We start from the raw sequence: 24,334 nt of genomic DNA, 5'->3' as shown, positions 1-24,334 counted from the left end.
ATATAATTAAAAATAGTCAGGTATACTAACTATTAAAGCCACATACCCGTAATATGTTAATACCGGGTTATTGTACCTATGTACTACTCACTTTTTCTTTTCCTTAATAAAATAAGTAAAGCTGCACATAAAAAACCGTTGCAGCACATTGCTTTGCACATCCTCTATATAACTCTGCCCAACCGTACGTTCAATGCTCGTATTACGGTTAAGCAGGTCAGATACATGCAACTTCAAAAGTGCCCGGTTATGGGCCATGGATTTAGCTATATATCCGTTCAATAAGGTAATGTGCTGGTTGTACCCCGCAGCCAGCCCGGTATTAAGCCAGTAATTGGCAGCTGCATAAATGCTAAACCCAAGCGGCAATTGCACATTGCCGTTAAAGGAAAAACCATAACTGAAGTAATTGGTGTTACTGGTCTTTTGCAGTGAGTACCGTACGGCATTATAATGCGCACTGGCATTCACACCAAAATCAAACAGTGTGGCGTGTGAATAATTAAAACCCAGGGTTTGGTCCACTCCAAAATTACCCGTATAACTTTTCTGGCCGTTTACATAACCAGCATCACGGTTATAGCTAAAGGTGGTATTGGTATTAATGGCGGTCTGTAGCTTTTTTAACGGAAATGAATTTACCATGTTTATATTGGTTCTGTAGCTCCCGTTCATATTCAGCGGCTGGCTTACCTGGCGCCCTAATGAATCAAACCAGCTGGCATTAATGATCTTGTTGCTGATAACGGAGGTATTGATGTTCACAAAAAAACTCCGCATGCTAACCGGGTTAAGCGCCTCATATTTTATATTGGCGCTGTGTATAAAGGCCGGCTGCAGGTCCGGATTGCCCAGCTGTATATATAAGGGATTACTGTTATCCGGTACCGGCTGCAGTTGGGCCAGGTCCGGCAATTGAGGCACACCGGTATAATCCATATGCAGGCGGTTATGGCTGGTAAAGGCATAGCCGAAAAACGCTTTGGGATAAATCCTGTGCATATGTAACCGGAGTTCCGGCTGCCCGCTAACCTCGTTATGAAGGCTATTTATATACGTTGCCAGCCCTATGCCGAAATCATACTTTTCCCCTTGCGTTTGTATGTTCACAAGCCCATAATGTGAAATCGAAGTACTTTCAAAAGAGTTGCTCAGGCTATCGTTAAAATGGTCATAGCTGTTTTTGGCAGGGTTAAAGTCATAGGTATACTTTTCAGCCGTATTATACCGCCGGGTAGGCATATACATCACCTGTAGATAGTAATTCTTAAAAACAGGCATCGTATATACTAACAGCGCCTGCAAGATCTGTTGCCGGCTGTTACGGTTATTATGCTGGTTAATAGTATCCGCCTGTGTATCACCACCAGGAAGAATAAAGAAATTATCGGACCGGTTAAATCCCTCATTGCTGCTGTTATTATTAGTAGCATTTAATCTTGCGCTGAATGTGTGCCCGGGTTTCCGGAACCGCCTGCTGAAATTACCTACTAAATTAAGAGAAGGAGCCGTATTGCCGGTTGTATTATGCAGGCTGCCGTAATTTACCAGCTGCTGCGTGCCACTCAGGGAGGTGTAAGTACGCTGCTGATCACTGTTACCACTGTTATAACTGTAATTACCTTCCATGGTCAACAGGTTCATTGAATCCGGCCTGAACTCGATATGTGTATTAATAGTATGGTTATGAGTATTAGCTGACGCCCGGCTGCGCTGGTTATAATAATAGGTAGTATCCGGCAAAATATTCTGGCGTGCGCTACTGATCATGTTTTCCGTGTTATTGCCATTAGCAGTATAACTGCCGTTCAACCGCCATTGTTTGCCTATGTCTTTGCTGTAATTAGCCCCAGCATTCCAGGCCTGGCTCAGCCCACTGCTCCTGGGAACTGCGCCTCCATCCAGGAAAGTGGGGTTGTTAACATTATTGGCGCTGCCTATAAAAGATAGCTGCTCCCCGTCACTAAAGCGGTTCAGGTTCCCGTTCCCTGCAAAACGTTCTTCCGTACCGTAACCGGCGGCCACCCTTCCGAAAAACTGTTGTTTACGCGATTGTTTGATGGTGATGTTGATCGTTTTTTCCCTTTCCCCATCATCAATACCAGTAAACCGTGCCTGCTCGCTTTTCCGGTCAATGAATTGTATCCTGTTGATCATATCTGCCGGCAAATTCTGGATCACCAGCTTCAGGTCATTGCCCCAAAAGGGCCTGCCGTCTACCAATATCCGTTTAACCTCCACTCCGTTTATGCGTATGGTACCGTCTGGGTCTACCTGTACGCCCGGCAATTTTTTCAGCAAAGTTTCCATTAAAGCATTCTCGCGGGTTTTGTAATGATCTGCATTAAATTCCAGCGTATCTTTTTTCATGGTCATGGGCACAGCTGCCTCCACTATTTCCACTAGCTGCAGGTTCACGCCGGTTTTTTGCAGCGCTAAGCCGCCCAGGTCTGTAAGGGTATCTGCCGGTAATATCTGTACAGGTTTTAGCAGCGTTTTATACCCCAGGTAAGTTACATATAACAGGTACGCGCCAGGGGTTATACCTTTTATTTCAAACGCACCCTGGCGGCCTGCAAAAGTAAATGCTGCGCGTGTTGAGTCTTTAGCATATAACAGCGTAATGCTTGCATCAGCCAAAGGTTGTTGTGTATCCTTTTCAATAATGCGGCCTTTTACCCGTGCCGTTTGTAATTGCTGAGACCAGGTTATGAGAGGGCAAAGGGTAACAATACATACGATGAGGAGTATTTTACTCATCTGTAAAACAATAAGGGTCCTTTAATGGTATGTTCCGGTACTGTAATGTAAGAAGTAAATAGTAGACATTAGGACCATTATGGATAGAATATTGGTCCGCAGTATTATAGCAGCGGGTAACTTCCGCAAATAAAAAAACCACCGGTTTCCCGGTGGTTTTTTTATCTTAAAATAGCAGTTTTGTTACTGTCCCCTTAACAGCACCGTTCCATCCCAATCCTGCTCATATGCTGCCACTTTACCATTATTTTTCAAATTCTTCAAAAACACATCCACCGAGTCATTCTTATGCAGTATACCCGTATAGGTTACTTTCCCCAGCTCCTCACTATCCAGTTTAAACGTTACCCCGTACAATCGCTCTGCCACTTTACAAACTTCTGCCAGCGGCTCCTGTTGGAAACGGTATATCCCTTGCAGCCAGCTTAGTTCACTGCTACCATTAACCGCTTCTATTTCCATGCGTTTTGTCTTCGGGTCCAGCACAGCTTTCTGGCAAGGGCTTAACTTCACGCTCCCTTTGGCTGTTACCGGCTGCATTATCACATCCGTCACCGCTACCTTACCGGATATCAGTGATAGCAGGAAATGGTCATCATAGGTGTTAATATTAAACGACGTTCCCAGCACCTGCACATCCTTCTTTTTAGAATGTACTATAAAGGGTTGGTTGGCATTGGCTGCTACGTTAAAAAATGCTTCCCCGTCTACAAACACTTCCCTTTTAGGGCCTGTAAAGGCAAAGGGGAACCGCAGGATGGTTGCTGCGTTCAGGTGCACCACAGAGCCGTCTGCCAGGGTAAGGCTGTACATGTTGCCGGCAGGCACTGTGATCGTATTATCCCTACCGGCATTAGGATCGCCTGTTTTGGCAGTAAAGTATAACATAGAGGCATTGGTGTGCAGCATGGCTGCACTGGCTACAATAGTATCGTTGTTCATCCCTAGCGCTACGGCATCACCGCCAGCCATGGCCAGGGTTACACCTTTCAGGTGGGTAACGGTAGGGGCATGTTTCTCGTAAAAGGGAAAGTACAGTGCAATGGCGCTGGTAGCCAGCGCCACTATGCCGGCAGCGGCAAAGTTCAGGTACCGCCTGCGTTTAGGCAGGGCAGCCCTTCTTTCCTCTACACTCCGCGGTATTTCCATATTAATGAAGCTTTGCACCCGTACCTGCGCGCTGGTTTGGGGAACTTTGGCAAGGTTCTCATAGGTTACGCGTACGTCTTCTGCCATTTCCCTCGCATCTTCATCCTGGCGCAAGATCTGGTCAATAAGGCGTTCTTCCTCCCAGCTGGTGCAATTCTCCTGCCGGCGTATCAGCAGTAATAGCAAATCATCGCGATCAATGTTGTTGATCATAGTGGTTCATTTTTTTAGTTGGTTGGGGCCCTCAATTAAGATAGTGGATAGGAAAGAAAGGAATAGGCTATAGGCTTTCATTGTCTCCCGTTCACACGTGTTCCTTTATCTTACCATACTTAACATCCGAAATGATCATATGGTTGCAAATTTTCGAAAAAATTATTGAATTGACATCATACTTATTATCCACCGGTTATCCCCCTAAAAAAGACCGTCGGAGAACGGCCTTGTGTTATGTTTTGGTGCAAAAATGAAAATATTTTAGTAGCTACTGTAAATGCAAAACTCCTTCATTATCAAAGTGATAGTGAATCTTTCGGGCACTCCCAAGATTGTCCAGGAAGGCGGTGATTGGCTTGTTCCTATCCATCATTCCGGCAAAGCGTTCCGTGGCTAATTGGGGGTTATCTATTAACACGTTTGTGCCATACCACCGGGGCAGCACATTTACTATTTCCTGCAGAGTGGCATCAGAAAAGTAGTATTTTCCTTCCTGCCAGCCCAGGGTTTCATCTTCATCAAACGGCTGTACCTGTATTCCCTCATCCACTGTATAAATGGCTTCATTACCTGGTTTAATCTTTACTGTGTTCTTACCAGCAGCAAATTGCACTGCCCCATCTACCAGCGCTACTTTTATTATCCCGGAATCATAAGTGTTTACGTTAAAGCTGGTGCCTAGTACCTGCACCGTACCATGTGGGGTGTGTACCAGGAAAGGCCTGCCGGCCTGGGGAGCAACCCTGAGAAAGGCCTCCCCGGAGACCGTAATCTCACGGGAAGAACCCTTAAGGGCGAGAGAGAAGCTGACCTCCGTGCCTGAATTCAAATGGATCTCAGACCCGTCAGCCAAAAACATCTTATAGTCCTTTCCTATTGGAACTGTTAGCTTGCTGATGGCGGCAGCCTCATTGCTGCCATTATTATTGCCGTCCAGGGTGTAGGATAAGGCTTTCCCATTATTCTTCAGCTTTGCCCCGGCCAGCTGTATCTTATCTTGCGCCTGTGAAAGGTTAATGGTTTTACCATTCGCCAGCTGCAGGGTAATATTTTTGTTATTTGCAGTCATCTGTTCCGTTGGTACTTGCCTGTTATAGAACAATACACCCGCTATAATCCCTGTCAGCATCGCTGCAACTACACTTACGTACAAAAAAATATTCCGGATCTGTGGCTGCGAAGTTTTTTTGGTGATCTCTTCTGCCGGTATCCACTGCACATCTTCATACCGCAGGAATCCATTATGCACATCCTCCGGTAAAAATTTATGCTTAAACTCTTCCCAGGCTGCCAGTACTTCAGGGTCTGTAGCTATCAGCTGCTTCAGGTACAGCGCATCAGTTTCGCTGATGTCACCAGCTATCCAGGAGCTCATAAGTGCATGTATATGGCGGGGGTCACGCTTCATTATCACTATTACAGGGTTTCCGTTGCATATGTACTATTGTCTTTTTATCCTTTCTTTAAATGCTGCCTTAAAATTTTCATTGCCCGCACCAGCTGGTTCTTTACCGTGTTAGGGCTTACCCCCATTTCCTGCGCCACCTCTATCCTGCTCTTACGTTGTATGTAAGAAAGCTCAAACACCCTGGCAGATAGCGGCGGTATTTGCTCAATGGCGTTTTTCAAAGACCAGCTCAGCTGCTGCTGCCACTCGGCTATCTCCATCCGGATCTCCGGCGCACAGGCCTCATCCTGCACAGGCATATGCGCTATTCGCTTTTGCTTAGCTTTTCTTGCTGTTAGCCGGTCCATGCACCGGTTATAAACTACCTTATGCACATACCCCTTTATTACCACCTCTTCACTTTTACACTGCCCCGGGTCTATTCTCATATACAGCTGCCGTTCCCAAAAGTCAATAAAAAAATCCTGCACCAGGTCCTGCGCCTCCATCTCATCTTCCAGTATAGAAGCAGCCACTATCATCAGGTAGCGGCGGTACTTTTCATAAAAGGCGGCAAATGCCGCAGGTTTCCCAACCTTTAGCTGCTGCAGCAATATAATATCTTCTTCGTACAGTGACATAGTTGTGGTCATATTTAATACGTATAACAAACCGGTTCACCTGCTAAAACACTGGCATGCTTAAAGTTAGCAGTATAAAAAACCAATAACGTGAATAGGAAGTTAACGCATTCCTTAATGACATGTTAATGCATTCATTAATGTATTGTTAACAAAAACAATCGAATGGTACACTGCACTGCTACCTCAGTAATATCATAAAGCGGGAATAATATTAATTATTCGTTCTTAATTACTCTTTTCTCCTCACCTATGCCAACGTACCGGGGTTTAAACCATTTTTTCAGATCTACCAAACTAACCGCTATGCAACCAATGTTATTGCTAACACGCAGCTATCTAAACCCATGGCTGTTATTCATCTTTATTTTATCCCTTACCTGCGGCAATGCTCATGCCTATGCCGGCACACAGAATGATCATCCGGTTACCTTAACTGGTAATACCACCCTACGTGGTGTATTTAAAGCTATTAAACAACAAACCGGCTATGCGGTCATGTACAGCACCGCAGCCACTGCGCTGAACCAGGATGAAAAAGTGAATGTAAATTTTAAAGAAACTCCGTTGGACGACGTGCTGGCGTACGTGTTACGGGGTAAGGAACTGGAATGGAAATACAGCGATGATGTGTTGGTGATCCATAAAAAAGAGCCGATGCAACCTGAAAAAAAAATTGAGGGTGATAGTACGGTGACGCCGGCTATGATCACTGGTAAAGTAACCGATGCCAACGGAGCACCAGTTATTGGTGCCACCATTATGGTTAAAGGAACCTCACAGGGCGCCGTATCTGATAAAGAAGGCAATTACAGCATTCCCAAAGTGCCTATTGGCGCTACGCTGCTGATCAGCAGCGTGGGCTATGCCAGAAGGGAAATTACGGTAAGCGGTAAACGCATCCTCACTCAGCTGAATATGGACATCAGCAAACTGGATGAAACACAAATCATCGCTTACGGCACCACCACGCAGCGCTATAACACCGGCAACACCGCCACCATAAAAGCCAAGGACATAGAAAGGCAGCCCGTGGCCAACCCGCTACTGGCCCTACAGGGCCGTGTGCCGGGCCTGTACATTACCCAGAACACCGGCATTTCTGGCGGTGGTGTTACGGTGCGTATCCAGGGGCAAAACAGCATCTTTAACGGTAGTGATCCGCTGTTTGTAGTAGATGGGGTGCCCATCTACTACAAACTACCCACTACCGGCCTGGATGCCATTTTGGGTCAATCCGGCAACGATCCCCTTAGGGGCCAGCAATCCTCTGGCAATCCCCTGAGCTACCTAAACCCCGCAGATATCGAAAGCATCAGCATCCTGAAGGATGCTGATGCCACCGCTATCTACGGCTCCCGCGCTGCCAACGGCGCTGTCCTCATTACCACCAAAAAAGGGAAGGAAGGCCCCGTGCGGTTTAACATGGACTTTCAGCAGGGCTGGGGCAAAGTAACTCGTACTTTAAAAATGCTTAACACACAGCAGTATCTGGAAATGCGCCATGAAGGAAAAAGAAATGACAATGCAACCATTCTGCCTACAGACTATGATATTAACGGCACCTGGGATACTACCCGCTATACCGACTGGCAAAAAGCGCTCATAGGCAGCACCGCGCACTACACCAATATAAACGCCAGCTTCTCTGGCGGCACAGCCTTGGCCCAATACCTGGTAGGTGGCACTTATCACCGTGAAACCACCGTATTCCCCTACCCCAGCGATTTTGCAGACCAAAAGGCATCCGTACATTTCAGCATCAGCAGCCGCAGTGCAAACCAGAAATTCAGGCTGCTGGTATCCGGCAATTACATGGTGGATAATAACCAGCTACCTAGAGTGGATCTAACCCAAAGAGCCATTCAGACGGAGCCGGATGCTCCTCCCTTGTATGTAAGTGGTACTTCTGATTTAAACTGGGCACCCACTACCGCCGGTGCCAGCGCCTGGACCAATCCACTTATAGGTATATATATGAAATATGTAAATAAAACTACTAATCTGCTTAGCAACCTGGTAGTCAGTTACCAGCTTTTACCGGGTCTGGAAGTAAGTACCAGCCTGGGATATACGAATTTGCAAACAAATGATTTTGCGCCCACTCCGCTCTTGGCAATAAAACCGGAAAATCGTCCCGTATCCCAAAGGCGAGCATTTTATGGTAACCGGACTGTTAATTCCTGGATCATAGAGCCTCAACTCCGCTACCGGAAAAGGATACTAAAGGGTAACCTGGAAACTATTTTGGGGGGCACCGTTCAGGAAAACAATACAAAAGGGAATACCGTCATTGGCTTAGGCTATAATAATGATGATGTAATGAAAGAAATGGGCACCGCCAGTTCCCTGCAAAGTGGTGGATCAAACAATTCCCAATATAAATACAATGCATTTTTTGGCAGACTAAATTATAATTGGCAGGATAAATACATTATCAATCTAACTGCCCGCAGGGATGGAAGCTCCCGTTTTGGTACCGCCAACCGCTTCCATAATTTTGGAGCAGCAGGCGCTGCGTGGATATTCTCCAATGAGCATTTTATCCGTAAAACGTTGCCCTTTCTCAGCTTTGGTAAGCTACGCACTAGCTATGGTATAACAGGCAATGACCAGATAGCTGACTATAATTATTTAAGTTTATATAGTATTCAGAATGCTGGCAATCCTTATCAGGGCAGTAGCGCATTAACACCGTTTTATCTTTCCAACCCACGCCTCCAATGGGAAGAAACCAGGAAATTGCAGATAGGGCTGGAGCTGGGATTTGCCGGCGATAGAATATTATTGAACACCACCTATGTCCGCAACCGTTCCTCCAACCAATTACTTGAGTACATACTTCCCAATATAACTGGCTATTCCAACATTTTACGCAATTTCCCGGCAACAGTACAAAATAGTAGTTGGGAGTTTGCAATCAGTACAACGAATGTAAAAGGCAAAAATATTACCTGGACCTCTGATTTGAATATCACTATTCCACGCAACAAGCTAGTAGCGTTTCCCGGGCTTGAAAGCTCACCTTATGCTAGTACACTCATCATCGGCCAACCACTGGGTGTCATCCGGGCTTACCATTTTCTGGGTGTAGATCCGACAGTCGGGGATTACCAGTTTGCCGACAAAAACGGCAAGGCCACTGCCACCCCGGCTTTTGAAGATGCCACTGTACTGCTCAATCTGTCGCCCAAATTTTATGGTGGCTTACAGAACAGCATCACCTACAATGGCTTCGAAGTCAATTTCCTGTTACAGTTTGTAAAACAATTGGGGGATAATGTACTGTTCAATGGCAATTCCAATATAGGTCCCGGCGAGTTCTTTAATGGTAGAAGCAACCAACCGGTAACAGTGTTGGATCACTGGGAAAAACCAGGCGATGTAAAATCCATTCGGAGGTATGGCGCCGTTCCAAATGGCTCAGCGCAACAGTTGGCAAATGCAAATACCAGTGATGCAGGCTACACAGATGCTTCCTATATCCGCCTGAAAAACCTGGCGGTAGCCTGGCGTTTACCTGTCAAATGGTTGCAAATAACACACATGCAAAGCTGCCAACTTTTCTTGCAGAGCCAAAACCTGCTCACCTTTACCAACTATAAAGGGCTGGACCCGGAGAACCAAGGTACTATTGCTTTACCTCCTCTAAAAGTATTCACTGTTGGCATAAAGGCCGGCCTGTAATCACAACAACGCTCTATTAAAACTAAACAATATGCAACTCAAACATATTATGCTCTGTATAAGTGCCATACTTACGGTGAGTGAATTTTCTGCCTGCAAAAAATGGATAGAGGCCGAGCAGCCCCTCACATCCGTGACAGATGTGGAAGTGTATATCAAAGATGAAAATGCCATAGCCGTATTGAATGGCCTATACACCAATATGAGTTCCTCTAGCATTCTCACCGGCAGCGCCGGTATGGCAGTATTAACTGGTCTGTCTGCAGATGAATGGGCCTTATATACCGGTGTAACTGATGCAAAGTATATCGCCTATTATACCAATAATTTAGTATCTAATTACACTCAAACTTCGGACGACAGCTTCTGGAATTACTTTTACAACTACATTTTTATTTGCAATAAAACCCTTGAAGGGCTGGCAGGGGCGGATAAAATAACCCCGGCCATTAAAAAACAGCTATTGGGTGAGGCCAGGTTCATGCGCGCATTCGCCTACTTTTACCTGGTGAATCTGTATGGGGAGGTACCTATTGTAACCGGTACGGATTACACGGCCAATGCTATGATGCCTCGCGCGCCTATAGCCAAAGTGTATGAGCAGATAATTATCGATCTGAAAGAAGCCAAGGATTTATTAAGTGATACCTACCTAAAAGCAGACCTGCGTACCACAACAGACGACCGGCTAAGACCCACTAGTTGGGCTGCCACTGCATTGCTGGCTCGTGTGTACCTGTATATAGGTGACTGGAAAAATGCTGAAACCCAGGCCACTACCCTCATAAATAATACGACCCTGTTTGGGTTGCCGGCTTTAAACAACGCCTTTCTAAAAAACAGCACAGAGGCCATCTGGCAGCTACAGCCTGTAATTGCCGGCCATAATACGGAAGAAGCCTGGACTTTCATCATCCCCAACACAGGCCTAGACGCGACCCTATACCCCGTGTATTTAAGTGATACGTTACTGCATAGTTTTGAGCCGGCCGATCAGCGGCTTAGTAACTGGGTGGATACCGTAACCGTAGCCGGTATTCTGTATCACTATCCCTATAAATATAAAAGCGCCATCCTGAATGACCCTGTTACAGAATATCTTATTGTGCTGCGTTTGGACGAACAGTACCTCATCCGCTCCGAAGCTCGGGCGCAACTGGGCAATATATCTGGCGCTGTTGCAGACCTTAATAACATACGTCAGCGAGCCGGCCTGCCCGGTACAACGTCTGATAATAGAAATGCCTTGCTAAATGCCATTTTTCACGAACGACAGGTAGAGCTATTTACAGAATGGGGCCACCGCTGGATGGACCTGAAAAGAAGTAACCGGGCCAACGAGTTGATGAAGATGGTTACGCCCATGAAAGGCGGCAGCTGGCAAACTACAGATCAACTTTACCCAATACCTTTTGCAGACATAAATAGCAACAATAACCTTGTCCAGAATCCCGGGTATTAAATAGATAAGCCCTATATTAATCTAATTGTATAAACTTAAACGGCAAATCAGGTATGAAAAAAATGTTGTTACTGCTTCTGGGCATGCCCTTTTTCGTGTGTGCCCAGGAGAATGGTATCCAGTTTGAAGAAAACTTAAGCTGGCAGCAAGTATTGCAAAAAGCAAAAGCCGAGAACAAATATATTTTTGTAGACTGTTACACCACCTGGTGCGGCCCTTGTAAGCAGATGGAAAAAGAGGTGTATCCTAACGACAGTGTAGGAGCTTATATAAACAGCAGGTTCATTTCCGTAAAAATGCAGATGGATAAAACGGCGAAAGATGCCCCCGCCATACGCAACTGGTATAAGGATGCAGAAGCCATTGAAAAAAAATACAAGGTAATAGCCTACCCTACGTTCCTCTATTTTGGCCCAGATGGCACGTGGACCGCAAAAGAAATTGGATTTAAATCTCCTGCAGACTTTATGGCCCTGGCTGGCAAAGCCATCCTTCCTGGCCAAAAATATGTGGATCCCTATAAAAAATACGACAGACTGTTGTCAAAATATAACCGCAGTAAGAAAAGCTATGCAAGTATGACTTACTTAGTTAAAACCGCAAAGGAATTGGGTCAGTGGGAGACAGCCGATAGTCTAACAAAGAACTACTATCAATCTTTGAAAAGAGTAAAACGGGGAAATCTGTATAATAAGGACATCATTGCTTTCATAGCGGACAACATTAAAACGGATCATGATCCCTTCTTTTCCCTCTTTTTCCCCGACAGTAAAGAAGTAAATACTGTAATGAAAAAAAATGGATTCGCGGAGAAGGTGGTAGACCGAATAATTCTGTATGAATACATTGATCCGTTAGTAAAAGCCGCTAAAGGGGAATCTGAGCCCGATTGGACGACTTTTTACACAAAGTTGGAAAACAAATTTAATACTACATATGCAGATAAAGCGCTCTTAACCTACCGGGCTAACTGGAGCCTTGTAAACAGAAATCACCATGACTACATAAAATATTTCATCCTTAAAGTAGAAAAGTATGGTACAGATACCACCAACGCGCTTATGGACGCTACATTGAATAATTTTGCCTGGCATGTCTTGATGCACAGTAATGACAGTGCTCAGATCAACACCGTTATTGGGTGGATGCAGCGAGTAGCCCACCGCAATTGCTGTACACCGATGAGTAATATATGGGATACCTACGCTAACCTCTTATATAAAGCCGGCAGAAGAGATGAAGCGCTTTTTTGGGAAACAAAAGCGCTTAACAATGTAATTAGCGAAGACTTTTCCCAGCTCTACCGGACAACAATTAATAAAATAAAACGCGGAGAACCTACCTGGCCGGAAAATAATTAAGCCTATTGCTAAATATGCCAAATCATTTAAATGGCAAACACTTACATTCAGTTTTCAAAACCCTGCATTTAAACTCTTTTATAAAAAACCATGAAACATCTATCATTACTGCTCCTCTCTATAACCATTACAACAAACTCGACCGCCCAAAAGGGGAAATCTCCCATTGATAGCAATTCCATTTATAGTTGGCCATACTTATCAAGTCAGGTATTTATCAGTAATAACGGCAAATATTTTGCATATAATATCGAAAATCAACCTGTTAATAGTACAACATTAGTACTGCGTTCAACAACCGATTCTTGGAATAAAAGATGGCCAGGCGCACATCCACTCGTTTTTGCAGCAAATAACAAGCAGTTAATCTTTACTTGTAGTGACACGCTTTATTTTTTCCAGACCAGCACCGGTAAATTACAATGTATTCCCAATGTTAGCGCGATACAACAGCCACGTTACCAACAAGGTCAATGGTTAGCATACAAATTTAAAAATGGTGAAGATCTATTGATATTACAAAATTTAGTAACCGCAAAAAAATGGCGTTTCCCTGCTGTTATAGACTATACTTTTGACAATAATGGCCAAGCCTTGTTGTTAAAAACAGCTGCGTGGGAAGGGAACAGACATTTTATAAAACTACAATATGTATCCTTACCTTCCGGTAATATTACAGACATCTGGACTTCAGCCGACTTCCCGGATCAGGACCTAAAGATCACTAACTATTGTATAGATGAAAGTGGAAGCCAGGGAGCCTTTACGACAGCTAACCTCAAGGCGGGCCAAACAGCTAATTCGATTTGGTATTATAAAAAGGGCATGGAGAAGGCGGTTTTAAAAGCAAATCATCAGACGGCAGATATACAACTCGGTTTGCTGGTCGATGATCAAACACTTAGCTTTAGTGAAGACGGGCATTATATTTTTTTTAACCTGAAAATACCGGAAATAAAATCGCGGGAAATTGTAGGTCCGGAAAACTTGGATATATGGAGCTATAGGGATACAATACTGCATTCCCTCCAGTTACTGAATCCACAAACACCGTCTTATAGAGCAGTCATCAGTACAAACAGTAATAAGATCATCCAGTTGGAAAAGGAGAATGAATTCGTAGTGGCTACACCACCGAAAGGAGACTTTGTTGTGGTATTACACAGGGTACAGGGAGACCGCTTCTGGCTAGGAATTAATCCGGCAAATCCTGCTATGCCTAACACAAACTACCTTTTATCTTTAAAGGATGGTACTATAACTCCTATTAAAACAGCAGGTTTCTCCCTCTTCACCTTTTCACCTGACGGAAAATATCTGGTATATTATGATGGCACAAAAGATAATGCCGATTATTACAGCTATGATCTAAGCACTGGAAAAACAATAAATATATCCAGTATTATACCCCGGAAGACACTAGCATTCAACAATGAATTCTATACGGGAACTAGCAATATTGCTCCTTCCGGCATAGCAGGTTGGTTACAAGGTGGTGCTGGATTACTGGTATATGATAACTATGATATATGGCTGCTGGATCCCACCGGCAATAACCAACCAAAGAATATTACAAATGGATATGGCCGTACCAACCATACTCGACTTAGGTTGGCGAATGAACAGGATCGGTTTCACAAATCCGTACTACACAAAAAAGATGCTTCCCTGCTGCTAACAGGCTTCAATGTTAATACTAAATATAACGGCTTCTATCGCAAACAGGTTAATAGGAGGGGCGATCCTGAGCTGCTCACTATGGGTCCATGGACATTATGTTATGAACCGGGCTACCAGGCTACCGCAACAGATCATACCTTTTCACATGGCATGTCCCCCTTCAAAGCAGTAGATACCGATACCTGGGTGGTACAACGACAGACATCATCCGAAGCTCCTAACTATTTTCTAACAACCGACTTCAAAAATTATAAAGCGTTAACCAATTTATATCCCCAGCAGGAGTACAACTGGCTAACAACAGAGTTGCTGACCTGGAAGCAGCTGGATGGCATTATGAGTCAGGGAATATTGTACAAACCGGAAAACTTTGATCCTAAGAAACAATACCCGGTATTGTTCAATTATTACCAGCAATTCTCCGGCCGTATGTACGAGTATCCTGAACCTGCTTTTATGACAACAAACATAAATATTCCCTGGTTTGTAAGCCGAGGCTACTTGGTATTTACGCCGGACATTCACTTTACTGTAGGCAAATTTGGACAAAGCGCATACAACACATTGGTTTCAGCAGCTCAAATGCTGTCCCGCCTGCCCTATGTTGATGCCAAACACATGGGCTTAAATGGACACAGTGCGGCAGGATATTCTACCAATTATCTGGTAACACATACAGACATTTTTGCAGCAGCTTTGGAAGGTGCTGGCGTTAGCGATATTATAAGTTCTGCACTACAGCTTGGAGGAGATGGGAGAAGCCGACTTGCAGGGTCTGAATATTTACATGGAGGTAGCCTCTGGGAAAAACGGAACGATTATCTGGAGAACTCTCCAATTTTGAATGCCGACAAGGTTACAACACCTCTACTGATCTTTCACAACAAAGGTGATGGCGCGGTGCCTTGGGAACAGGCAGTGGAATTGTTCGTTGCACTCCGTCGTCTGCAAAAACCAGTATGGATGATGCAATATAACAATAACAGCCATGGCGTATCAGGCAAAGATGCAATTGACTTCACCATCCGAGTTACACAGTTTTTTGATCATTATTTAAAAGGTGCTCCACCTCCAATATGGATGACCGAAGGCATTCCGGCTAGATTAAAGGGCATCAAAACCGGTTACGAGCTTGACACAAGCGGTAAAGTCCCGTAGAATATTTATGGCTCTACACATATTTCACCTAACTTACCGCATTGAGGGGCGCCTGCAGTGGTACAAGCAGTCGCGTTTGTAGTAGTGGTATAAAAATATGTTCGGGCCGGAGTATTTGCCATTGGAACGCAAAAACTGGTTGTGATACCAGCAGTGCATCTCCCCGCCCCACCTTGTGTTGTCCTATAGCAATATACCGCGCCAAAAGTCTTGGCCTTAAAAGCCAAGGCACCACCTACTACTGCCAGTACTGTAATAGCAGACAACATAATTTTTACCTTCTGCATAATTACTTGCTTTAAATTATTCCTTTAAAAAATGCATAGTATTTAGCCTCACACGTTAAGAGACCGCCTCCATGTTTTTGCAAACATAGGAGACGGTCTCTTTTAAAATTATAACCTAACTTTTATTACTCGAGAACAACTTCGCCAACCTTAGCACACTGTGGTGCACCTGCAGTGGTACACGCTGCCAAATTTGTAGTAGTTGTATAAAAATATGTTAGGGCAGGAGTATTTGCATTTGAAATATCAAAACTAGTTTGAATTGAGGCAGTACATCTACCTGTTCCTCCTGCAATTGTCTTATAGCAATAATCTACACCAAAAGTCTTAGCTTTAAAAGCCAGGGCGCCACCTACGGCTGCCAATACCGTAATGGCAGATAAGATAATTTTTACTCTTTTCATAATTCAGGTGCTTTTTAAATCAAAAAGCTAAACTTTAATTTATGATCGTGCCTACTCTTTTATAAAGGTTTTCGGCTTCGCCTTTCCCACGTGGACGTATACCAATTGGTCAATAGCTTAGTAAAGTTTTTGCTCAGTTTTCTGCAACTGCTTTTATTTGACTACTGTAAACCTGCCCTATAAATACTTTGCGCAACTTCCGGTCCTTTCCATAAATAGCCGTGTAGGGCACTACCTGTGTTTCAAAATAGTTGGGGAAAAAATTTTTCAGGTCAAGCCCCATTTGAATATTAGGATATTGTCGTACTTTATACTCCTCATAAAAATGCTTCATGTCGCTGAATGGAAAAGAAGTAAACATATAAAATTGTATGTTCTTGAGTTTATCCATCTTTTGGGCAATATCACCCATCTGTGCCCGGCAATAAGGGCAATAGGGGCTAAAGTAAAATAATACTACCGGTTTGCTTACAGGGCTGTTTGCCGTGTTGAAATGGGTCACACTATCGGCAAGCAACAACTCAAAGGCCGGCAGCTCTTTACCCTCCATACCGGTTTTTATGGCCTCCTTGTTGGTACAGCTATAAGTAGCGATCAACACCATAGCAAGCAGTAAATTTTCAAGTATTTTCATAAATAGATAGTTTATGCATTGTTTTATTTTTTTTCCGTAATGCTAAACTGCTTTGGCACGCATGCTTGCAATGGCCGTTTTAAGGCTGTTGGCTGTTCCTGCAGTATAAATGTGGTAAGCTGTATCCCAAACACCAGTGTAATCACCATCGGAAATATTTGATATCGCAGTTCAATAGGTGCCGCTATCACACTAAAGCACATATTACTCAGCCACACAATCAGCATCCACCATAGTATTTTCTGCTGCACCTGTCTGCGGCGCCGCAGGCCGCCCAGGCAGGTAAATGCAACAAAGCCCATAACAAAAAAAAGGTTAATAAAAGCAAACAAGGCGGTAAAATACTGGCTGATTAGGATGTGCCTATCTTTAAAGTACGTAGTTATTTTATTACTTCTCCAGCCAAACCACCGCGCCGTAGCCATCGGTACGCTATCCCTTTGCATATTATAAACCTCCATAAACTGTGGCGGCGGTGCATAATAGCGGATCAGGTTAGGCCACAGGTAACGCCGCGCAAACAACACCGGATGCCGTACTACCAGGTACCGTCCGTAAGCGCCATATAACGACCCCATACTGCCCCAGCGTTGCAAATAAGGGGCAACGCTGTCCTTCCGCCAGGTATAATACATATATTCCAGCAATGGTGATTTAAAGTCCCAGAAATAATACACCCCTATATTGGCATCAGGTCTTTGGGGTAGCCTTCGCATGGAGTCCATATGCCGGTTCACCATCACGTGTAGGGGGCGCAATTTGGCTGGTACGCTTTCTGGCGGGTCAGGGTTGGCATACGCATAACCATACAAAGCATCAGCAGCCAGTAGCCATCCTCCAAATGGTGAGTATTGCCAGGTATTGGTTTCCTGATAATAACTGTAACTGGTGCGGCCTATGAAAACGCCTAGCAATAATATAATACAGCCAATACCCGCTATTTTCATCCAGGCCTTCAACCGCTTAAACATAATGATCAAAATGCTGATCAGCGGGTAAAACAGGGCCGTGTACCTCAGGGTAAATGCGCATAGCAACACAACAGCATGTAAAACCAATAGCCGAGGTCTTGGCGCATACAATATCCACAACACCTGTGTAAACCATAGCAGACTAAAAGCTGTAAATAACGCATCGCTAGATACAAAGTTGCTAATATGTAGCATCAACGGGTTTAATACGCAGCAACCAAACATAATGCGGAAGGCGGTTTTACTTGGGCCCAGCAGGTACCGCACCGTGTACAGCAGATACAGTATGCTGCCTTGCAGAAAAAAGTACTGGAAAGCCGTCAGTGCCAGGTCAGAGCTGGTAAAGCTGCTGAATAGGCGCAGGAATTTGGAGTACCCAATGGCCCAAATATTCACAAATTGATTGCTCTCTGCAGCAGCTATATAGGAATGCGAATCGGGTGGCATAAAGTTTGGGTAAGGGTACAGTATCTTAAAGCAAATAAACTGTATAATAATAGCCGCAGTTGCTATCCATAACAGTAACCGGCTTTCCGGGTCCTGCCATATCCTTTTGTTAAATGGCGTATCAGGTATAGTAGGCATCAACTGCATAAATTATAACTTAAAAACTATGATGTATTTCACCTGGCTCAATAGCTTCATCTGCGTAACTGGCCGATATAGGTTCTTGTCTGCTTTGCTGCACTGTTACACGTTTTTCTTCCAGTCCTTTTTGCCACAACCAGTCCAGTAGTAAAAGAGTAAAAGTGCTCGTAAGCAGTATGGGAAAGGCCTGAAACCTTAAGGCTGCGGAAGAGGCAAAAATGGTGAATCCCGCATTCAATAGCCAGACGCCACCGCCCATCAACACCCCTTTTCGGAATAGGGTGTGCTCCCGAAAGCCTTTTAGCAGCACAAAGCACAGCAGCAGGCAAAGCATTACCACGTTAATGATCCCGGAAAAGATGGGGTAAAACCCCAGCAGCTGCGCCTGAAATGTTTTACTCCGAACTTTCACCTTATTGCTTTTATACCCAAACCATTGCTGGGCTACAGGCTGCACACTGTCCCTACCGGAATTATATGTTTCCAAAAACTCCAGTGGCGGCGCATAGTACTTGTTGACATTCGGCCATAAAAAATATCGTGCATATTGCAAAGGGTATTTGCGGATGATGTATCGCCCATAATCTCCGTACAGCGGCCCCATACTGGCCCATTTGCGCACCTCGCTGGTGCGGCTGTCTTTTTTGAACAAACGCTCGCGGTATACATACAAAGGCAGGCTTGGCGTCCACATATAAGCTGTACTGGCTATCAGCCCTTCTACCGGATGCGTTTTCACATCCCGGCTGCTGTCAAAATACGTTCGTATCATGTTGTCCAATACTTTGAATCTTTGCGGCACCGGCTTTCGGTCTGCGCTATCCACATACCGATAAGCATACATGGCATTATTGGCCATTAGCCAACCACTGAATGGAGAATACTGCCAGGTACCGGTGAGCTTTTTGTACTGGTGCCCGTTGTACAATACAAACAGCCCGCACAGGATAATACCAACTGCGGCACCCGCCATTTTCTGGCCCCATGACTGAGGGGATAATAAAAAGGCTATCAGAGCTATACCCGGGTATATCAGCGCATTATACCGCACCGTAAACGCAGCAAATACCACCAACGCGTGGCATACCATCACTATATTATTGGGCCGGTGCATGATCCATAGCAACAGCGCAAACCAACTGAGACTTAGGGCCACAAAAAGGCCGTCGCTGGATATAAGGTTGGCCAGGCCCAGGAATAAAGGGTTCAACACCATAAATGCCAGCAGCAGGTGTTGCACCCGCCTACTCGGCCGGTTAAAATAAAACAGTGTAAATAGCAAAAACAATGCGCTGCCTTGCAGCAGCAGATATTGAAACGCAGTTAAAACCAGGTCTGAGCTGCCGAATACACTGAACATCCGCAGGAAGCGCCCGTACCCTACCAGGTAAGCATCAATATTCAAATTTTGCTGCGCAATATTCAGGTACACGAATGAATCCCCGTGTATATAGCTGGCATATGGGTAAATGTATTTGAACACACCAAATTGTATCACCATGGCTGCTGCTGCTATCCATAAAATAATCCGGTACTGCCTGTTGCCCCATATAAAGTACCCAAAGGTTTCAGATGGAGTATTAGCTGGTATGTGCGTTGTGATATCCATTGCCCTAATATCTAGGTTGAGTAATTATAACTGTTCCGTATTTGCCGGTACTTTAACAGCAGCAGGCAATCGTACATGATGGTTAAACAGAGAATACTTCAATATACAAAACACCGTCCGCACCCCATCCTTCCACCCTATCTTCTTACCTTCCTTATACGTTCTGCCGTAATAAGAGATTCCCACCTCATATATCCGCAGATCAGGTATTTGCGCAATTTTCACCGTTACCTCCGGCTCAAATCCAAACCGTTTTTCTTGCAAGTATATTTGTTGTATAAGGCTTGTTCTGAAAACCTTATAACAGGTTTCCATATCAGTCAAATTCAGATTACAAAACATGTTGGATAAAAAGGTCAGCAACCGGTTGCCTATGGTATGCCAGAAAAAAAGTATCCGGTGTGCATTTCCACCCATAAACCGGGATCCATACACCACATCAGCAAAGCCGTTTACAATAGGCTTTAACAGGGTGTTGTATTCATCCGGGTCATATTCCAAATCCGCATCCTGCACCACAATGTATTCACCAGTAGCATGAGCTATTCCCGTATGTATGGCCGCCCCTTTTCCCTGGTTAACAGTATGTTTTAGATACCGGATAGGAAATGCCGGGTTGTTCAACATATATTGCTGTATCACCTGCTCCGTATCATCCTTGGAGCAGTCATTCACCAAAATCACTTCCTTCTCAATATTCCGTATCAGAAAAACATCCTTTACTTTGTCCAGGATAAGATGAATGGTCCTGGCTTCATTATAGGCAGGAATAATAATGGATAACTTCTTAATGGCCACCGGTATTTGTTGCCCGTTAACGGCCGGCGGCACCTCGGTTCCTGTCCTAACCACCGTATTGCTGGCAGGCATAGGCGCTGGTGGGTCTATCTGACTGGGAATTATGTCCATTTGTTCAATATTTTTAGTATGTTTTAAACACAGCAGGTATCACGCCTGCAATGGGTATGTTAGCTTCTCCGGGTGCAGGATCCGCGCTAAAAAGTAGATCACGCCGCTGCAGCCTGTCATAAGATCCGCCGTAGGTATAATATCAATCGCATCTGTTATCCAGTAACAGCTTGTTGTATCCTGCTGCTTACGCAAATGTGTCAAAGCGCCGGCTATCCGTACAGCCTTTTTGTTCCATTCATCTTCTTTAAACACACGCCCGGCTTCCAAGTAAAGTTCTCCCAGCCCGGTTATGCCCCAGGCATGGCTTAGATTCCGGTCCAATACAAACGGGCTGTAATTGGCTAAAGCGCCGGTGGCTATTGTCTTATAAACCGGATCTTTAATCAGTTCATACGCTTTAATAAAAGTCAACGTTATACCGGCTATGCCTATATGCTCCCAAAGGTGCGCCTGTTTGTTAATGGAGTTTACTGGCCAGCTATATGTCTGCTTATGTACATGCGCCTGTTGCTGTAACCACGCTAAAGCTTTAACGGCTGCATGGGTAATATTCTCATCCTTTAACCGGGCGGCGGCCATTAACAAAAAGTAAGTAATACCGGCAATACCTTGCGCCAAACCTGTAATGGTGGCATAGCCTCCCTTCCCATCATTCAAAGGCACTACCCAGGCCCCATTCTTTTGTTGCTGTTGTAACAGCAGCATACAATGTTGCTGCAACTGTTCCATCCCAAATGGCTCCGGCAGCAGGTGCAGGCAATGCAACAGGGCCAGCCCCTGCCCTGCCGCTCCGCTCACCAGGTTCAGCTCCTCCGGTGCGCGCTCCAGGCATTGCCTGATAAGGGAAATGTTGGAGGCCGTATTTTCCAGCAATACCGCATCTATACTAGCCGCCAGCATTAATGCTACCCCGGCACTACCGAGATAAAGCCCAGCTGGCATGGTCTGTACATCTTGCAGATAGCCTGTTTTAAGAAAATTTATATTATACGCATAGTATTGGCGGATGGTATCGTCTATAGGTATCCCTGCTCTTGCAAGCTGGCTTATTAAGTATAAAGGGCCTGTTACACCTTCATAAAATCCGGGGTATATGGAGTAAGCCGTTAACGGATTACCCGTCTGTTGATTTACCTGTATGGTTTTTGAAACCCATAACCCTTCCTCAGTAGCCATCCGCTCACAAATAATACCACGCAGCCCTTGTTGTATAACATCCGCCATGGTTGCCGCAGGTATTAAAATATCCTCAGCGGGTAACTGGGTTGGTAAACGATCCTGCTTATTCCGGTAACGCTGTACGGTTTCCCTGATCACGGCGAAAGTGGGCCTCTGCCGGGCATCCGTTTGCAGGCAATCAGCTATCAGGTTAGCCATTTCCCGGTCTTTAATAAAAAAGTATAAATGTTCTTTCAACAGTTCGGTATCTGCCGCCTCAAATTTTAAAGGTGATAAGCAGGTAAAGAAAACGATCATCAAAGCACCCAGTCCATAAATGTCTTCTTTTACCGTAGGCACAGGCCGCGTATTTTGCTCCGGCGGCATAAAGCCCAGTGTGGTAAATATATAGGGTGGGTTAGGTATTTGTTCATTAATAGAATAAGTAAGTTCAAGGTCTATGATGTGTAGTTTTTGCTTGTTGTTGAAAATAAAATTGGCAGGGGTAAGATCCCGGTGCACATATCCCCGTTCATGCAACCGCCCAACAACATCTAATACCTGTAGTAAATAATCCAGCAATAATACCCGCTGCTGCCGGGCTAAATTGATCCAGCTGTTCCCAGCATATATATTCATTATTTTCTGGTCCAGGGATTCCCCTTCAATAAACTCCATCATCACATACAGATCCCCGTTCTCTTTAAAATGGTCCAGTATTTTAGGTATGGGTACGCTATTACCTAAGTCATTATGTACTTTTATCTGCCACTCCAGCCGGTCCTGTATATCACGGCCAAATCCATCTGAGAACATATGTTTTTTACCTTCCTTTACCAGGCAGGGTTTAGCCCAGAACCATTTTTTCAGGTACATGCCTTTTATTACCCTTCCCTTCACATCATGTTTTAGAACAGCTACCGGTTTTATGTAATCATTCAGTAATGGCTTTTCTATCCGTACGCTATAAGGTTTAATAGGGTCAAATGGCCAGCTGATGCCTACCGGCAGTGTAAAGGGTACGGAATAACTGTCCGGTATCAGTTGTCCCTGCTGGTCATAAATATATTCGCATGAATTACCATCAGGTCCTGGCTGCAGCACTGGCGTCCAGCCTCCATACCGCGCATGTACCACAGTGCCCAAATGGATAGCAGTGGGTATATCCGGTCCTTTAAATTCCGCAGTTATTGCCAGTAATCGCTGTGCAAGTGCCAGCGCCTGCATTTCATTTTCAGGATAAATGCATACGGCTTTTCCTAGTAACGTATATCCATACATACCACCTAACAAACCATCACAGGCCACTTCATTAACAGGGATTTTAAACGGTACCTGTTGTTGTATCAGTTCCGGTACAAGCTTAGCCAGTAACGCCGGTATTTGAGTTTTAATAACAGCAATATGTAATATCCAGCCTTGTACTTGGGTAAGGGTACCTGCCTGCAAATAATATTCACTGCTGGTATAGGTCAGGCCATATGCTTGTAATATGTTACTGTAATCGTCCGAAGCGGGTAATATTTCCGGGGTTTGAGGTATGGTTGTGCTTAACTCAGTTTCCATTATTTTTTCTGGCAACATATCAGGCTGTTTACAGGTCGATCAACAAATTGTTAACTCACAACCGGTACTGCCTCCTCCAAATAAAAGGAGGCAGCCCGGTGATACAATTCAAAAGGCAAACTATAAATGCAGTGCAGAATGGAAATTAACCTGGCAAAGCAGTCTTTCCCTGCACCAAAATTGGAGTAAACATCATCAGCATATCAAAGGTTATAATGAGTAATTATCATTTCAAACATGGTTAAACAGATTTGATCGGGTCATTCATTGCTTTGTAAAGATGCGCTACATTGGTAGATGTTGCGGTAGCCCAATAGGTCATTTTAAGTGGAAAATCAGCCCAATCAAAGTGCCAGCCTTCGCTCTTATGAAGCGCCACAAACACTTGGCATTAAATACTTTTTGAAGATCTGGATCGGTTAGCTAGAGTAACAAACTATTTATAGGTATAACTATTCACCAATTATGCATCAACTAAAGCATTTTGGCCCTTCATAAAAAAATTCACCATTTACATTTGATTAACCCGATCTTTTAAACTAATTGCCTATTCTTGCATAGGATTTATTTGAGATTGCTCTCCTATCTCTCTCTTTAGGTTTGCATCTCTCTTGAATACCGCTCCATATTTGGGGCAGTTTTTCATTTAACCAATTGCTCCGGATCCTCTAGGCGCTCCTGCATCAGCATCTGTTAACACCTTA

The 24,334-nt window shown here is 44.5% G+C and carries 14 protein-coding genes; 4 read left to right on the top strand and 10 right to left on the bottom strand.

Going from position 1 to position 24,334, the window contains the following annotated elements; genetic code table 11:
* Window positions 1-87 precede the first annotated feature (87 nt).
* The 4 genes from KVT36_RS04795 to KVT36_RS04780 all read right to left on the bottom strand — a co-directional run bounded on the left by KVT36_RS04795 (window position 88) and on the right by KVT36_RS04780 (window position 6,165).
* Window positions 88-2,760, bottom strand: coding sequence for an outer membrane beta-barrel protein (locus tag KVT36_RS04795; protein ID WP_217602362.1), 2,673 nt, complete (start codon window positions 2,758-2,760; stop codon window positions 88-90).
* 183 nt (window positions 2,761-2,943) lie between these two features.
* Complete coding sequence (locus tag KVT36_RS04790; protein ID WP_217602361.1) at window positions 2,944-4,122, bottom strand: FecR family protein; 1,179 nt, start codon at window positions 4,120-4,122, stop codon at window positions 2,944-2,946.
* Between the two features lie 271 nt (window positions 4,123-4,393).
* Window positions 4,394-5,500, bottom strand: coding sequence for a FecR family protein (locus KVT36_RS04785; protein WP_217602360.1), 1,107 nt, complete (start codon window positions 5,498-5,500; stop codon window positions 4,394-4,396).
* 77 nt (window positions 5,501-5,577) lie between these two features.
* Complete coding sequence (locus KVT36_RS04780; protein ID WP_217602359.1) at window positions 5,578-6,165, bottom strand: RNA polymerase sigma factor; 588 nt, start codon at window positions 6,163-6,165, stop codon at window positions 5,578-5,580.
* A gap of 294 nt (window positions 6,166-6,459) precedes the next feature.
* On the opposite strand from KVT36_RS04780, the gene KVT36_RS04775 reads away from it, so the two are divergent.
* From KVT36_RS04775 to KVT36_RS04760, 4 genes are all read left to right on the top strand, one after another.
* On the top strand, window positions 6,460-9,840 hold the full coding sequence (locus KVT36_RS04775) for a SusC/RagA family TonB-linked outer membrane protein (protein WP_217602358.1): 3,381 nt from the start codon (window positions 6,460-6,462) through the stop codon (window positions 9,838-9,840).
* A gap of 31 nt (window positions 9,841-9,871) precedes the next feature.
* On the top strand, window positions 9,872-11,302 hold the full coding sequence (locus tag KVT36_RS04770) for a RagB/SusD family nutrient uptake outer membrane protein (RefSeq protein ID WP_217602357.1): 1,431 nt from the start codon (window positions 9,872-9,874) through the stop codon (window positions 11,300-11,302).
* Window positions 11,303-11,355: 53 nt separating this feature from the next.
* Window positions 11,356-12,663 (top strand): DUF255 domain-containing protein, encoded by a 1,308-nt coding sequence (locus KVT36_RS04765; protein WP_217602356.1) that lies wholly within the window; start codon window positions 11,356-11,358, stop codon window positions 12,661-12,663.
* 90 nt (window positions 12,664-12,753) lie between these two features.
* The gene (locus KVT36_RS04760; RefSeq protein ID WP_217602355.1) at window positions 12,754-15,501 is read left to right on the top strand and encodes a prolyl oligopeptidase family serine peptidase; all 2,748 of its coding nucleotides are present in this window, start codon (window positions 12,754-12,756) and stop codon (window positions 15,499-15,501) included.
* Window positions 15,502-15,913: 412 nt separating this feature from the next.
* Here KVT36_RS04760 and KVT36_RS04755 read toward each other — a convergent pair whose 3' ends face one another.
* The 6 genes from KVT36_RS04755 to KVT36_RS04730 all read right to left on the bottom strand — a co-directional run bounded on the left by KVT36_RS04755 (window position 15,914) and on the right by KVT36_RS04730 (window position 23,630).
* The gene (locus KVT36_RS04755; protein ID WP_217602354.1) at window positions 15,914-16,192 is read right to left on the bottom strand and encodes a hypothetical protein; all 279 of its coding nucleotides are present in this window, start codon (window positions 16,190-16,192) and stop codon (window positions 15,914-15,916) included.
* A 133-nt stretch (window positions 16,193-16,325) separates the two neighbouring features.
* Window positions 16,326-16,826: a redoxin domain-containing protein gene (locus KVT36_RS04750; protein ID WP_217602353.1), complete on the bottom strand. Its 501-nt coding sequence runs from the start codon at window positions 16,824-16,826 to the stop codon at window positions 16,326-16,328.
* Between the two features lie 23 nt (window positions 16,827-16,849).
* A complete protein-coding gene (locus tag KVT36_RS04745; protein WP_217602352.1) occupies window positions 16,850-18,382 on the bottom strand; it encodes a hypothetical protein in 1,533 nt (510 codons plus the stop codon).
* 19 nt (window positions 18,383-18,401) lie between these two features.
* Entirely contained in the window at window positions 18,402-19,994 is a 1,593-nt protein-coding gene (locus KVT36_RS04740; RefSeq protein WP_217602351.1) for a hypothetical protein, read from the bottom strand.
* 24 nt (window positions 19,995-20,018) lie between these two features.
* On the bottom strand, window positions 20,019-20,903 hold the full coding sequence (locus tag KVT36_RS04735) for a glycosyltransferase family 2 protein (protein ID WP_254639836.1): 885 nt from the start codon (window positions 20,901-20,903) through the stop codon (window positions 20,019-20,021).
* A 39-nt stretch (window positions 20,904-20,942) separates the two neighbouring features.
* Window positions 20,943-23,630 carry a lanthionine synthetase LanC family protein gene (locus tag KVT36_RS04730; RefSeq protein ID WP_217602350.1) on the bottom strand — a complete coding sequence of 896 codons (2,688 nt, stop codon included), beginning with the start codon at window positions 23,628-23,630 and terminating at the stop codon, window positions 20,943-20,945.
* Between the last annotated feature and the right edge of the window lie 704 nt (window positions 23,631-24,334).

Origin of the sequence: Chitinophaga sp. GbtcB8, from assembly GCF_019091455.1 — a bacterium.
Lineage (GTDB): Bacteria > Bacteroidota > Bacteroidia > Chitinophagales > Chitinophagaceae > Chitinophaga.
The sequence above is the reverse complement of the archived record's forward strand: the minus strand, read 5'-3'. Positions and strand labels throughout refer to the sequence as shown.